12 protein-coding genes are annotated in these 13,414 nt (G+C 64.3%); 4 read left to right on the top strand and 8 right to left on the bottom strand.

Annotation, left to right across the window (positions count from 1 at the left end; genetic code table 11):
- Positions 1 to 54: 54 nt before the first annotated feature.
- From dapA to uvrB, 3 genes are all read right to left on the bottom strand, one after another.
- A complete protein-coding gene (dapA, locus tag PCJ21_RS06685) occupies positions 55 to 1,029 on the bottom strand; it encodes a 4-hydroxy-tetrahydrodipicolinate synthase (protein WP_269930593.1) in 975 nt (324 codons plus the stop codon).
- Positions 1,004 to 1,447, bottom strand: coding sequence for a hypothetical protein (locus PCJ21_RS06680; RefSeq protein ID WP_269930592.1), 444 nt, complete (start codon positions 1,445 to 1,447; stop codon positions 1,004 to 1,006). Before PCJ21_RS06680 ends, dapA begins: the two co-directional genes overlap by 26 nt.
- A 231-nt stretch (positions 1,448 to 1,678) precedes the next feature.
- On the bottom strand, positions 1,679 to 4,732 hold the full coding sequence (gene uvrB, locus PCJ21_RS06675; protein ID WP_269930591.1) for an excinuclease ABC subunit UvrB: 3,054 nt from the start codon (positions 4,730 to 4,732) through the stop codon (positions 1,679 to 1,681).
- 382 nt (positions 4,733 to 5,114) lie between these two features.
- Here uvrB and PCJ21_RS06670 point away from each other — a divergent pair, with 382 nt between their 5' ends.
- Together PCJ21_RS06670 and PCJ21_RS06665 are read left to right on the top strand one after the other, a co-directional pair.
- Positions 5,115 to 6,116: a CapA family protein gene (locus PCJ21_RS06670; RefSeq protein WP_333474387.1), complete on the top strand. Its 1,002-nt coding sequence runs from the start codon at positions 5,115 to 5,117 to the stop codon at positions 6,114 to 6,116.
- 143 nt (positions 6,117 to 6,259) lie between these two features.
- Complete coding sequence (locus tag PCJ21_RS06665; protein ID WP_269930589.1) at positions 6,260 to 7,210, top strand: hypothetical protein; 951 nt, start codon at positions 6,260 to 6,262, stop codon at positions 7,208 to 7,210.
- A 65-nt stretch (positions 7,211 to 7,275) separates the two neighbouring features.
- On the opposite strand, the gene PCJ21_RS06660 is transcribed toward PCJ21_RS06665, so the two are convergent.
- Positions 7,276 to 7,533 carry a SemiSWEET family sugar transporter gene (locus PCJ21_RS06660; protein WP_269930588.1) on the bottom strand — a complete coding sequence of 86 codons (258 nt, stop codon included), beginning with the start codon at positions 7,531 to 7,533 and terminating at the stop codon, positions 7,276 to 7,278.
- A 439-nt stretch (positions 7,534 to 7,972) separates the two neighbouring features.
- Between PCJ21_RS06660 and PCJ21_RS06655 the strand changes: the two genes are divergently transcribed.
- Positions 7,973 to 8,215 (top strand): DUF1344 domain-containing protein, encoded by a 243-nt coding sequence (locus PCJ21_RS06655; RefSeq protein ID WP_269930587.1) that lies wholly within the window; start codon positions 7,973 to 7,975, stop codon positions 8,213 to 8,215.
- 105 nt (positions 8,216 to 8,320) lie between these two features.
- On the opposite strand, the gene PCJ21_RS06650 is transcribed toward PCJ21_RS06655, so the two are convergent.
- A complete protein-coding gene (locus PCJ21_RS06650; RefSeq protein ID WP_269930586.1) occupies positions 8,321 to 8,740 on the bottom strand; it encodes a hypothetical protein in 420 nt (139 codons plus the stop codon).
- Positions 8,741 to 8,987: 247 nt separating this feature from the next.
- Here PCJ21_RS06650 and PCJ21_RS06645 point away from each other — a divergent pair, with 247 nt between their 5' ends.
- Positions 8,988 to 9,926 (top strand): diacylglycerol/lipid kinase family protein, encoded by a 939-nt coding sequence (locus tag PCJ21_RS06645; RefSeq protein WP_269930585.1) that lies wholly within the window; start codon positions 8,988 to 8,990, stop codon positions 9,924 to 9,926.
- 64 nt (positions 9,927 to 9,990) lie between these two features.
- On the opposite strand, the gene PCJ21_RS06640 is transcribed toward PCJ21_RS06645, so the two are convergent.
- From PCJ21_RS06640 to PCJ21_RS06630, 3 genes are all read right to left on the bottom strand, one after another.
- Positions 9,991 to 10,212 carry a DUF6500 family protein gene (locus PCJ21_RS06640; RefSeq protein WP_269930584.1) on the bottom strand — a complete coding sequence of 74 codons (222 nt, stop codon included), beginning with the start codon at positions 10,210 to 10,212 and terminating at the stop codon, positions 9,991 to 9,993.
- A 135-nt stretch (positions 10,213 to 10,347) separates the two neighbouring features.
- On the bottom strand, positions 10,348 to 11,559 hold the full coding sequence (locus PCJ21_RS06635) for a mandelate racemase/muconate lactonizing enzyme family protein (protein WP_269930583.1): 1,212 nt from the start codon (positions 11,557 to 11,559) through the stop codon (positions 10,348 to 10,350).
- A 158-nt stretch (positions 11,560 to 11,717) separates the two neighbouring features.
- On the bottom strand, positions 11,718 to 13,334 hold the full coding sequence (locus tag PCJ21_RS06630) for a GMC family oxidoreductase (protein ID WP_269930582.1): 1,617 nt from the start codon (positions 13,332 to 13,334) through the stop codon (positions 11,718 to 11,720).
- Positions 13,335 to 13,414: the final 80 nt, after the last annotated feature.

Below are 13,414 nucleotides of genomic sequence, written 5' to 3'. Positions count from 1 at the left end.
TGAGTTGGCGCATCGTGCTTTCCGAAAATCGGGTCCGATTTTCGGGCCGATGCGCTAGAGATGCCGGTGGATCGGACCGGCGGCCGCTCGCGGGACAAGAGGCAAGCGTGTCGCCGGCACCTCGATGTCGAGGTCCATCAGGGCGCCGCGAATGGCCGTTGCCGTCCGTGGTTCGACCTCGACCAGCGGCAGCCGGACATCGGGCCCGATCTTGCCCATCAGATGCAGCGCATGCTTGACCGGCACGGGGTTGGTTTCGAGTTCGAGCGCGGCGATGAGAGGGCGCAGGCGGTTCTGGATCTGCCGCGCCGCATGCGGATCGCCTCGCCGGCAGGCCTCGTGCATCTCTGCGCAGAGGCGCGGGGCGACATTGGACACCACCGAAATGGTGCCCTGGCCGCCCATGGTGTTGAAGCCGAAGGCAGTGGCGTCGTGGCCGGACAGCCAGATGAAACGGTTGCCGAATTTCTGCGCGAGCGTTGTCTGCCGCGACAGGTCGCCTGTCGCATCCTTGAAGCCGACGATGCCCGGGATGGCCGCCAGCCGCTCGACGGTGTCCAGCGTCAGGTCGACACCGGTGCGCGCCGGCGCGTTGTAGACGACAACAGGGATGTCGACCTTGGCCGCGACGGTCTCGAAATGCCTGACAATCCCGGCCTGGCTCGGCTTGTTGTAGTAGGGCGTGACGACTAGCGCGGCATCGGCGCCGAAATCGCGTGCCGCTGCTGCAAAGGCGACCGTCGATTCCGTGCTGTTGGTGCCCGTGCCCGCGATGACTGGCACACGCCCGTTCGCTACAGCCACCGCCTTGCGGATCACCATGATGCGCTCATGCCAGGACAGGGTTGGGGCTTCGCCCGTGGTGCCGCAGGGAACGAGGCCGTTGACGCCTTCGGCGATTTGCCATTCCACCAGGGCGGCAAGGCCCTTCAGGTCGACTTCGCCGTTGCTGAACGGGGTGACGAGTGCGGAGATGGCGCCGAAGATGCGCTGGCGCAGCTGTTCAGTGTTTTGGGCTCGTGAGGTCATGGCGGTGCTGCCCGATCTTGCTGGAGGAGAGGGGTGTTCGCCGGTGGCGAAGCGCGGCCGGCTGCTCAAGGCTTGCCAGCAGCGACGCAAGGACCGCAGCGGCAAGGTCGGCATGCGCCGCCGAGCAGGTCCGGCTGGTGTTGCCTTCGGCGTAATGCATGGAACACACCCAGCGGCCCGAGCGAGCGTTGATGCGTTCGACCGATCGCGGTGGCGTGGCAGTAGCGGCAAGCAGCAAGACAGCCTCGACCAGCGCGTCGGCCTCCATCAGCACCCGAAATTTTCGCAGGGTTTGCCGAGAGGGTTCGTCGAGGCCGTCAAGGCCGAAGATTTCGGCGGCGGCCCAGACATGGTGTTCGCGCAGGATCCTGATGTCGGCGAGACGTTCGGCCAGCGCAGGGATGTTTTCCGGCTTCATGATGAAGCGACAGATAGTCCGTCAGCGCGTGTGATTTCGAGAGAGGCGAGGGCCGAGAGTTATAAGAATTGCATAGGGAAGGTGGACCCGGATCCAAGGAACCTATCTCGCGCAGGGGGACGATACCAATCCCACAAATACCGGAATGGCCCGATTGAGCCGCAAGATATCCTCATCGTCCAGCGCCCGACACCCGTTCCAATCTTCCATCTGGCACGGTGGTGACCCTGTCTACTGCCCCGGCCGTCCCGATTTGCCCGGCTTCTTCCTGGCGCGCGCGGCCTCGGCCGGGTCCTCGTAGGAACCCGCGCCGATCTTGGCGCGTTTGATCGGCTTGACGCCTTCGACCGGTTTTTCGGTGCGCCGGACGGTCATCTCGTCGAGATTGTTCTTCTTGAACAGGGATTTGCCGTCGTCGGGCACGCCGTAATCCGAGCCATGAGCCTCGGCCGCCGACTGCTTCTTGAACAGCGAGCGTGACACCGCGCCGGCGGGCGTGGTCATGTCGGTGCCAGGTCCCATGTCGTCGATGTGAGGTTTGGAAAACAGCGACTTGCCGGCGGGAACCGCACCGTCGGCGCCCATCTCGTCGAGTTGCGGCTTGCGGAACAGGTTCGGCCGGGCGGCCTTGGCCGCCTCTTCGGCGGCGCGCGCCTCGTCGAGCTTGCGGAAGCGCTCTTGCTCCTCGGCCGTGCGATGCTTGGCGACGCCCTTGTTGTGCTTGCCCTTTTCGCGGCCAGAAGCGGGGCTCTGGCCTTCGACCTCGCGCGCCAGCGGGTCGTCGGAGATGGCGAGCTCCATCTCGCGCAGGCGCTTGATCTCGTCGCGGATGCGGGCTGCCTTCTCGAAGTCGAGATCGGTGGCGGCATTGCGCATCTGTTTGTCGAGCGCTTCGAGATGGGCCTTGAGGTTGTTGCCCATCATCGCGCCGGCCTCGTCGGTGAACTGCGAGATATCGGCGCGGACGTGGTCCTTCTCGTAGACCGAGTCGAGGATGTCGGAGATGCGCGACTTGACGCTTTCGGGCGTGATGCCGTTGGCTTCGTTCCACACCATCTGCTTTTCGCGGCGGCGCGTGGTCTCGGCCATGGCGCGTTCCATCGAGCCGGTGATCTGGTCGGCGTAGAGGATGACCTTGCCGTCGACGTTTCGCGCCGCGCGGCCGATGGTCTGGATGAGAGAGGTTTCGGAACGCAAGAAACCTTCCTTGTCGGCGTCGAGAATGGCGACGAAACCGCATTCGGGAATGTCGAGGCCTTCGCGCAGAAGGTTGATGCCGACGAGCACGTCAAATGCCCCTAGTCGCAAGTCGCGAAGAATCTCGATGCGCTCCAGCGTATCGATGTCGGAGTGCATGTAGCGGACGCGGACGCCATGCTCGTGCAGGTATTCGGTCAGGTCCTCGGCCATGCGCTTGGTCAGAACCGTGACCAGCGTGCGGTAGCCGGCCTTGGTCGTCTCGCGGATTTCGCCGACGACATCGTCGACCTGGGTCTTGGCCGGACGCACCTCGACCGGCGGGTCGATCAGGCCGGTCGGGCGGATGACCTGCTCGGCAAAGACACCGCCGGCTTCTTCCATTTCCCAACTGCCTGGCGTTGCCGACACCGCGACCGAAAGCGGGCGCATGGCATCCCACTCCTCGAAGCGCAAGGGACGGTTGTCCATGCAGGACGGCAGCCGGAAGCCGTATTCGGCCAGCGTTGCCTTGCGGCGGAAGTCGCCCCGGTACATGCCGCCGATCTGCGGCACGGTGACGTGGCTTTCGTCGATGAAGACGAGCGCGTTGTCGGGGATGTACTCGAACAAAGTCGGCGGCGGATCGCCGGGGCGGCGACCGGTGAGGTAACGCGAATAGTTCTCGATGCCGGCGCACGAGCCGGTGGCCTCCAACATCTCCAGGTCGAAGCGGGTGCGCTGTTCCAGTCGCTGGGCTTCGAGCAGGCGGCCAGCCTTTTCAAGCTCTTGCAGGCGGTGCTGCAGCTCTTCCTTGATCGACTTGACGGCCTGATTCAAGGTCGGGCGCGGCGTGACATAGTGCGAGTTGGCGTAGATTTTTACGCTTTTGAGGTCGCCGGTCTTCTGCCCGGTGAGCGGGTCGAATTCTGTGATGGAGTCGATCTCGTCGCCGAACAGCGAGATGCGCCAGGCGCTGTCTTCCAAGTGGGCCGGAAAGATTTCGATGGTGTCGCCGCGGACGCGGAACGAGCCGCGGACGAAGTTGATGTCCTGGCGCTTGTATTGCTGGGCGACGAGGTCGGCGAGCAACTGGCGTTGGTCGAGCCGGTCGCCGACCGCCATCTGGAAGGTCATGGCGGTATAGGTTTCGACCGAGCCGATACCATAGATGCACGAGACCGAGGCGACGATGATGACGTCGTCGCGTTCGAGCAGCGAGCGCGTCGCCGAGTGGCGCATGCGGTCGATCTGCTCGTTGATGGTCGATTCCTTCTCGATATAGGTGTCAGTGCGCGGGACGTAGGCCTCGGGCTGGAAGTAGTCGTAATAGGAGACGAAATACTCGACCGCGTTGTCGGGGAAGAACTTCTTGAACTCGCTGTACAACTGGGCGGCCAGCGTCTTGTTGGGCGCGAGGATCAGCGCCGGGCGTTGCGTCTGCTCGATGACCTTGGCCATGGTGAAGGTCTTGCCAGAGCCGGTGACGCCAAGCAGCACCTGGGTGCGGTCGGCATTGCCGACGCCCTCGACGAGGTCCTTGATGGCGGTCGGCTGGTCGCCGGCCGGCTCGAACTCCGACTGCATGACGATCTGGATGCCGCCTTCGGACTTCTCCGGACGCGCGGGGCGGTGCGGAACCCAGATTTCGCCGTCCTTGTGCAGCGGATTGCCGCTCTCGATCAGCGCCGACAGGGCGGCTACCGTCGCGGTGACGCCGGAATTTGACAGCGAGGCGGCGTCTTCGAGCGAGATGTCGAGGCCGGCGACAGGATTGAGGCCGGCGGCGGCGCGCTCCTTGGCCGAGGCGGCGCCGCCCATCGAGGTGCCGCGCGCCGAGCGCGTAGGTGCCGCGCTCTTTTCGGGAATCTTCTTGGCTTTGGGCTGTGGCTTCTCGGCCTCGCGCGCAATCTCGTCTGCCCAATCGGAAATCGAGCCCGACAGCGGCGCGCCCGAGAACTCGGCCTGCGATGCTTCGCCGAAGCCGGGACGATGCAGCGGTTCGGACGCGTCGAGAAAATCGGTCACGCCATTGCCGCCGCGCTTGCGCGGGGAGCCACGGTTGTCAGCCCCCGAACCGGGCGATTTCTTGTCAGAAGATTTGGCCATGCCCCGAATATGGGGGGAGTCCGGAAAAATGGAAAGAGCGCGAACGCCGAAAGCCGGAGCCCGCGCTCGACCCTGTCCGGGCTCCTGACATCAGGCTGTCAGCATGTCCTCAGCGAGGGCATGGCGCGTGCCGATACGGCCATAGCTAGTGCCTGAACCCGTGCGTATGTTGACGTTGCCGGTACGCTGCACGCCACCCGCCTGTGCCATTCCGGGAGCCGCGCCGGCGACCGGCACTGCACCGTGAAAATAGCAGGGGGAGAGTCGGCGGGTGCCATCCACGGGCAATGTTTTGCTGCTAGACTGGTTGGGATCGAATTCCGGGCGCCGCGTGTCCAACTATCCGTTTTCCTACAAGTTATCCTGGCCTTTGCGCTTCGCCATGCCGTCGCTTGGAGGAGACGCATCCGGTTTTGCGCCTGCAACCGGCGTCCTGTCACTGCCGCCGATACGCAGCGTCCGCCTGGCATTCGTCGGCGATATCTCGGCTGTCGCCAACAAGCGCCCACCGAATTGCGACGAGGCCTTGCGGCAATTGCTGGCCTCGGCCGATCTGGTGGTCGGCAATTGCGAAAGTCCCGTTGTCGACAAGCCGAGCGCGCGTTTCGGGACATGGCTCGGTACGCATCATCAGATGTCTGCGGCGTTTCTGGGCGAGGCGCTCCATGCCGCCGGCATGCAGCCCGGTCGCACGGTGCTGTCGCTTGCCAACAACCACATGCTCGACCAGGGCAGCGAAGGTTACGCCGCGACGCTGTCGGCGCTCGAAACGCTGGGCATCGCCAGCATCGGCATCGAGCCCACGATCACCAATTTGCAAGCTGGCCCGTTGACGGTCGGCCTCGTCGCCTTCACCCAATGGCGAAACGCGCCAGAATCCCACTTCGCCGGCCGTGTCGTCATGGCCAGCGATTTCCCGGCAGGCGGTGGCGTTGTTCCGGGCGAGGGGACGGATATCGTCTGCGCGGTGCCTCATTGGGACTGGGAGTTCAGGCATTTTCCCCGGCCCGAAACGCGAGCCTGGGCAAGGCGGCTGTCCGAACTTGGGGTGGGCCTGATAGCCGGGCATCACGCGCATGTCGTCCAGCCCGTCGAGCGAATCGGCGAAACTCTTGTCGCATATGGCCTCGGCGATTTCCTTGGCACGGCCCTGGCGCGGCAGCCATGGCCCGGCCGCATCGGGGCGATCCTCATTGTCGAGGTCAGTGCCGACGAGGGCTCCCGGGGACGCATCGCCTCCTATAGCGCCGTGCCGTTCATGCGCATGCGCGAAGGCGACGGTGAGCGGCTGGTGCCGCTAGACGCCGTGGATGGGGCGATCGGGCTCAAGGCACGCCGGCGCTGGCATGCCATTTTCGCTGGCGCCGCCGACTTCGCGAGTTGATTCCCGCGAACGCTCCATGTCCTTGTTTTGCATGGCAATCAAGGCTGTGGCGCGGTCTCCTTTGCCACGCGACATTTGACGAAAAACGGCTATCATCTGCTCGTCTGCCGACCACGGGTTGGCCGGGCAGCGAGGGGGAATGGATGAGCGCAGGCGGTTTCATGCCTGATGCCGCGGTGATTGCGGGCATCAGGAAAGACATCGAGGCCTATGAAGCCGCGCGCAAGGCTGCCAGCCGGGCGATGCTCTGGCGGGTGCCTCTCTATCTGGGGCTGCTCGTGGCGCTGGTCATCGTATTGGCGATGGTGCTCAATTTCGGCGCCGATCCCTTTGAGCTGTGGTTCTCGACGCTGCATCTTTATCTTTACCTGGCCGGCTTCGTCGCGGCCTTCGCGGTCTACGTCCTGGCAACCAACGCCGGCTCGAACCTGCAGGCATCGCTGCGCGCAAAGCTGCTGCCCACCGCGTTTGGCTTCGTTCAGGATCTCAAGCTCCGAAAGGCGGAAACCCCACAAAGTTTCGCACGGCTGCCGCCCGAAGCGTTGGGCGACCATGACGGTTGCCAGTTCGACGACGTCATCTCGGGCAGCTATGACGGCTTTGCATTCGAGCTTTATGAAGCGGCGCTGTGGCGGCGTTCGGGCCGAGCCGATGTCGAATTGTTCGATGGCGTCATCGTGGCTTTCGACATGAACAAGCCATTCGCCGGCGTGCTGGTGGCGACAGTGAAGACCACCGCCGTGATGGGCTTTTTCCGCGAAATGTTTGCCGGGCTCGAACAGGTACAGTCAGGCTCCGACAACATCGACGCGGCCTACGACTTTCGCACCGACAATGTCGCTGCGGCGCTGCCGATGGTTTCCGGGCAGATGGCACAGACCCTCGATTGGCTGAACAAAGTCTGGCCGGGTGCGCCAGCGCGCATCGCCATCAACGGCCGCGACGGCTTCCTGCTGCTTCCTGACAAGCGTGATTTCTTCGAACTGCCGGCCGACACGGTTGCCGTCGACTACAAGACCCATGTCGAGCCAATGATCGCCGACATCGCCACGATGCTGGCGACGGCCTCGCTGGTTCGCAAGATCGGGAGCTGACGCTCAAGGTCTTTGAGGCCACGCATCGTTTTGCGAAAACCGATCCCGATTTTCGGGCCGATGCATCAGCCGTAGCGCAGCTTCAGCCCGACGATGGCGAGGATGAACAGCAAGGTGACCGAGTTCGACAGGATCACCGGCAGCGAGCCAATGGCGACGCCGTAGACGATCCACAGCGAGATGCCGGTGGCAAGCGCTGCGTTGGTGCCAAGGGAGATGTCACTGGTCTTGCGTTCGCGCAGGATCTTCCTGATCTGCGGCAGCCAGCAAAGCGTGGTCAGGATAGCGGCGACTGCGCCGACGACTTCAAACAGGGGGTGCAAGGCGGGAGCTTTCGAAAGGGCACGCTGCGTGCTCGGCGAGATATGCCAGAACAGGCCTGCCCTGTGAAGCGTGGAGCCGTCCGTGGACCAAATGAATGGCGCGCAATAACGTCGCGGCAGGCGGTGAACTGGCCCGATTGCGGGTTTCGTGATCGGGGGATCTGAAATCGGGCGTGGGGGTGGCCTGCGGATGACCGTCATGTGACTGCAGCAACGCCTTGCCCGTCAAGGCTCCAGGCAGTTCGCTGCAAGTGACGAAGCAGTCCGACCGAGGCGCGCTGCTTTCGAATGTGGCAGAAATAAGCTTATGATTCTGTTGAATAATTTCACTCAACGTGATTTGCCGCCGCCGGCGTTCCCGGCCAATCTCCTGGTCGTTCGGCAGGCACTGCTACGAGGGTAGTGCCAGCCGCGACGGACATGAACGGGAGTACCAGACATGAACAAGATCCTTGCAACGACTATCGCTTCGCTGGCCTTCATCGGCGCTGCCTATGCGGCCGACGTCGAAGGAACCGTCCAGTCGGTCGATCCGGCGACACGGTCGATCACGCTTGAAGATGGCAAGACCTACGTCGTGCCGGAGAGCATTTCGGTCGAAGGCCTGGCTGCAGGCGCAAAGGTCAAGGTGACCGTCGATGACACGTCAGGTGCAGTGACCGCCATCGAAAAAGCCTCCTGAGGCCTTGCGCGAACGCCAGCCGGGTTCTGCCATTCTTCCCGGCTGGCGAGCTCGCAAAACGCCTTGATGGCGTTGAGCCGGCCCGCACGGGCCGGCTTTGCCGTGTCAGAAGCCGGCGGGCAGGTTTTCCGCAACCCAGGCCGTGGACCGTTTCGCCGCTGTAAGTGTCGCCTCCGCCGCATTGCCAAGGCCGTCACGGACCAAAGCGTAGCCGTTGGCGGTCCGGTAGAGAACGGACCGGCCGTTGGCGACGGCGCCGGACAGCAGGCTTGCCTCCACGACCGGTTGCGGCTCGGATGGGACCGACGTCGAGGCGAGTCGCGGATCGGCGAAGACGGTTGTGCGGCAAATGCCGGTGACCAGCGGGTAGTCGTGATTGCCTTCGCGCAGGACGCGGCTCTTCATCGCCGCCTCGCAATCGGCCATCGACGTCCACTGCGCCGGCGTTTCTCCGACATATTCGCAAAGTTTGGCGTCGCAGTCGCAGCCAACGATGGTCATGGCGACAAGGGCAGACTTGATCACGTCCGAATCCTCAATGAGAGCTGACGCAGCGATTTCTCCGCCGCGATCGCGGCGCCAGTTGGCCGCAATCATGGCATGATGGTGGCTGCGAGATTCTCGCATGAAGTGTGGCGCGTGGCCCACGGCCAAGCTTGCGGCGGAGCGCGTCTCATGTGAACTTTTCAACCTTTCCCTTGCGCATTTCGCGTGGCGGCCAACAATGCGGCTGGAGGCGGCGGCGAGTTTGCCGCCGGGAGGGTTTTGCTTCGTGAAGATCGGCGTGATCAGGAATCCTGTGGCCGGGGGCGGACGGCTGGACGCACATTGGGCGGAGGTCGCGGCTATCCTGTCCGAACGTTTCGACGGCGTCGAATTCCGCGAGACCGAGGAGCCGGGCGACGGCGCGGTGATCGCCCGCGACCTCGTGGTGCTCGGATGCGACCTTGTGGTCGCCGCCGGCGGTGACGGCACGATCAGCGAGGTTGCCGACGGGCTGCTGCAGATGCAGGCCGAAACCGGCAAGGCCACGGTGCTCGGCATCCTGCCTTGCGGCACTGGTCTGGACTTCGCCCGCGGCCTGGGCATTCCGACCGACGCCCATGGGGCAGTCGAGCGCATCGCGGCGGGACAGGATCGCGTGATCGATGTCGGCCGCATTTCCTACATCGACGAACATGGCCGCCTGGCGAGCCGTCACTTCGTCAACATCGCCAGCCTCGGCATGTCGGGGGCTACGGTCAGGGCGGTGAATGCCGACCGGCGCAAGGGCAGGGTGTCGGCGAAGGCGCTGTTCTTCTGGCGGACCATCACCGAGTTCGTGCGCTACCGCTTCCAGGACGTGCGCATCACTGTCGACGAGGCGGCCCCGGTCGAGGCCAAGGTGGCGCTGGTTGCGGTGGCCAACGAACGCTTCTTCGGCGGCGGCATGATGGTGGCGCCCGATGCCGTCCCTGACGACGGGCTGTTCGACATTGTCATCCTGCGCGCCGCCAGCAAGCTCAAGCTGATGCTCGACATCCGGCTGCTTTATGGCGGACGCCACCGCAACCATCCTGCCATCACCATCCTGCGCGGGCGCAAGGTCGTGGTCGAGCCGCTGGGCGATCCGCTGGCCAATGCGGCGCTGGTCGACGTCGACGGCGAATCGCCAGGGCATATTCCCGCAACCTACGAGATGGTTCCCAAGGCGCTGAAGGTCCGGTGCTGAATCAGATGGCTCGGATTCTGAGTCGGGTAATTGGCGTAAGCTGCTGGAATTGAAAGATTGCCGGTCAGGAGTCCATCGCCTTGACCATCGCCTCGATCTTGGCGGCCTTTTCGAAATGGTCGAGCTTGTGGGTGCGGATCCACCATTCCGCGGCTTCCATCAGAAGCTCCGGATCGTCGTTCCTGTTGGCGAAGAACGCGTAAAACGACAATCCGACGTCAGAACCCTTCGCTGCGATCTTGCGCGCACAGACGTCCAGTATCTTTGCCCTCAGGCTCGGCCGCATGGGGAGAATCCCTCTGGTATGATGGTGAGAGCTATCTTGAGCCGAGGCCGCCGCGCAAGAGGTTCGCGGCCAGATTGGCACGTAGATGGCCGAGACCGATGAAGGCATAGGCGAGCGGCTCGGCCACGATGTTGCTCACGGCATCAGTGGCGTTTGCATCATCTGCAGGTGCAGATGCGGCCCGTCATAGGGATTGGCCTCGCACACCGCCTCGTCGAGCTCGACGCCGAGGCCGGGCTCCTTCGAGGGGATGACGTTGCCGTCCTGCCATTCGATCTTCTTCTTCAAGAGCATGGCGTGGAAGCCGTCCCACTGCCTGAGCGATTCGAGGATGAGGAAGTTGGGCAAGGTGACGGCGAGCTGGATGTTGGCCGCACCCACGATCGGCCCGCAATAGCAGTGCGGCGCCACCTGGATGTGGTAGGCCTCGGCCATGGCGGCAATCTTCTTGGTCTCGAGGATGCCGCCGGAGCGGCCGAGGTCCGGTTGCAGGATGGTGGCGGCGCGGTTCTCGATGACGCGGGCGAACTCGAACTTGGTCGTCAGCCGCTCGCCGGTCGCGATGGGGATCGAGGTGCCACGCGCGACCTCGGCCATTACCTCGGGCATGTCGGGCGGCACCGGCTCCTCGAACCACAAGGGATCATAAGGCTCGATGGCGCGCGCCATGCGCAGCGCGCCGGAAGCGGTGAATTGGCCGTGCGTGCCGAACAGGATATCGGCGCGGGTGCCGACCGCCTCGCGGATGGCCTTCACCATGCGCGCCGACAGGTCGATGTCGACGAGGCGTGGCTGGTGGCCGTCGAAGGCGGTGTAGGGGCCGGCCGGGTCGAGCTTCACGGCGGTGAAGCCCTGGTCGACGTAAAGCGCCGCGCATTCGGCCGCCATGTCGGGATCGTTGTAGACATTCTTGGGTGCTGCGTCCTCGGTGTGGACGCTGCCCGAATGCGGGTAGAGGTAGGTGTAGGAGCGCAGCGTCTCGTGCACCTGGCCGCCGAGCAGCTTGTAGACCGGCTTGCCTGCCTCCTTGCCGATGATGTCCCAGCAGGCCATCTCCAGCGCCGAGAAACACCCCATGCCCGAGACATCAGGGCGCTGGGTGAAGCCGGAGGAATAGCAGCGCCGGAACAGGTTCTCGATATCGTGCGGGTCCTGGCCCACAAGGTAGCGCTCGGCCATGTCCTCGATCATGCGCGCCGTCACATGGGCCGAGAAGGTGGCATTGTAGGCCTCGCCATAGCCGACCACGCCGCCATCGGTGGTCAGCTTGACGAAGATGAAGTACTTGCCGCCGATGCCGGGTGGCGGGTTGTTGACCACGAAGGTCCTGACGTCGGTGATCTTCATCGATGCTCCTCCCGAGCGGTGAAATCGTAGACGTTAGGCGCCGCCCCTCATCCTCTGCCGGACCTGTAGGAGGCTGGCCGCAACGTTGAAGCCTCCCTCTCCCCGTCCTTCACGGGGAGAGGGTAAGGGTGAGAGGCAGCGCCAAAGGTCGAATTTGTTCACCCCGCATCCTCCAGCACCATCGCAGCCCCCTTCCAGCCGGTCATGATCGAGGCGGCGTTGGTGTTGCCGGTGATGTTGTCGGGGAAGATCGAGGCGTCGATGACGCGCAGGCCGGCGAGGCCATGGACGCGCAGCCGTGCATCGACGACCGAATACGCGGGATCCGGTCCCATGCGGCAGGTCGAGACGGGGTGGTAGACGGTGCCCGAGCGCTTGCGGAAATCCTGAATCAAGTCGGCGTCGGAAGTGATTGACGGGCCTGGCAAAACCTCTTCGGCAATGATCTCCGCAATCGGCGGCATCGAGCCCAGCTTGCGCAGGAACTTGACCGCATCGAGCATCTCGGCCACGTCGCTTTCGGTGGAAAAGGCGTTGACGGTGATGCGCGGCTGGACGGTCGGATCGGCGGTGCGGATCATGATCTCGCCACGGCTCGACGGACGGCAGTTGGACAGGCCGATCGAGAAGCCCGGGAACGGATCGGGTGACAGGATCGGCCGTTCGCCGCGTTTGGGGATGACGGTCGAGAAGACCTGGAAATAGAGCTGCATGTTGGGGCGGTAGCGGTTGCCGTCTGTGCGGAAGAAGCCGCCGCCCTGGTTCATGCTCATCGACAGCGGACCGGAACGCAGCGCGAGATACTGCATGCCGACCAGCATCTTGCCCCACCACGGGCGCAGGATCTGATTGAGGGTCGGCACCCTGGCCTTCCAGGTATAGTTGATGCCCTGGTGGTCCTGGAGGTTGCGGCCGACATGGTCGTTGGCGTGCACGATGGGGATGCCGAGGTCGCCAAGCGGGGCCGTGGGGCCAACGCCGGACAGTTGCAGCAGTTGCGGCGTGTTGACGGAGCCGCCGGAGACGATGATCTCCCTGCCGGCGCGGGCTGTCTTGGTCTGGCCGTCCTGGCGATACTCGACGCCGACGGCGCGTTTGCCGTCGAACAGGATTTTCGTGGCCAGCGCGTTGGTCTCGACGCGGACGTTTTGGCGCTTCATCGCCGAACGCAGGAAGGCGCGCGCCGCGGACATGCGGCGGCCGTCCCTGGTGGTGATTTGATAAACGCCTGCGCCCTCTTGGACCGGACCGTTGAAGTCCTGATTCAGCGGCAGCCCGGCCTGCTGGGCGGCGGCGAGGAAACGGTTCGTCAGCGGATGGATGTTCTTGCGGTTGTCGGTGACATGCACAGGGCCGCCGGTTCCGCGCAGCTCGTTCGCGCCGGCCTGGTTGTCCTCGATCGCCTTGAAGGCGGGCAACAGGTCGTCAAAGCCCCAGCCGGGATTGCCGGCGTCGCGCCAGGTATCGAAATCCTCGCGCGCGCCCCTGATCCAGACCATCGCGTTGATCGAGCTCGATCCGCCCAGCACCTTGCCGCGCGGCCAGTGGTCGGAGGCGCCAAGCAGGCCGGGGTCGGGCTCGGTGGCGTAGTTCCAGTTGACTGCAGGGTCGTGGAAGGTCTTGCCGTAGCCGAGCGGCATCTGGACGAAGAAGCGGCGGTCGGTGCCGCCGGCCTCGAGCACGAGCACTGAAAAGCGGCCGCTGGCTGACAGCCGTTCGGCAACCACCGAACCGGCGGAGCCCGAGCCGACGACAATGAAATCGAAAGTCTGCATGGAAACGGCTGGCCGCCTGTCCGATTGAAAGTCGGCGTCAGACTAGCGCCCGCCGATTGGCGCAACGCCGGAGGTTCCGG

Origin of the sequence: Aminobacter sp. HY435, assembly GCF_027568395.1 — a bacterium.
In the GTDB taxonomy this organism is placed as follows: domain Bacteria; phylum Pseudomonadota; class Alphaproteobacteria; order Rhizobiales; family Rhizobiaceae; genus Aminobacter.
This window is presented reverse-complemented; position numbering and strand designations above follow the sequence as displayed.

Coding starts and splice junctions, on each gene's coding strand:
- uvrB (WP_269930591.1), bottom strand. CDS start 4,732: ATGGCCAAATCTTCTGACAAGAAATCGCCCGGTTCGGGGGCTGACAAC.
- PCJ21_RS06680 (WP_269930592.1), bottom strand. CDS start 1,447: ATGAAGCCGGAAAACATCCCTGCGCTGGCCGAACGTCTCGCCGACATC.
- PCJ21_RS06640 (WP_269930584.1), bottom strand. CDS start 10,212: ATGCGGCCGAGCCTGAGGGCAAAGATACTGGACGTCTGTGCGCGCAAG.
- PCJ21_RS06655 (WP_269930587.1), top strand. CDS start 7,973: ATGAACAAGATCCTTGCAACGACTATCGCTTCGCTGGCCTTCATCGGC.
- PCJ21_RS06630 (WP_269930582.1), bottom strand. CDS start 13,334: ATGCAGACTTTCGATTTCATTGTCGTCGGCTCGGGCTCCGCCGGTTCG.
- PCJ21_RS06635 (WP_269930583.1), bottom strand. CDS start 11,559: ATGAAGATCACCGACGTCAGGACCTTCGTGGTCAACAACCCGCCACCC.
- PCJ21_RS06665 (WP_269930589.1), top strand. CDS start 6,260: ATGAGCGCAGGCGGTTTCATGCCTGATGCCGCGGTGATTGCGGGCATC.
- PCJ21_RS06670 (WP_333474387.1), top strand. CDS start 5,115: ATGCCGTCGCTTGGAGGAGACGCATCCGGTTTTGCGCCTGCAACCGGC.
- dapA (WP_269930593.1), bottom strand. CDS start 1,029: ATGACCTCACGAGCCCAAAACACTGAACAGCTGCGCCAGCGCATCTTC.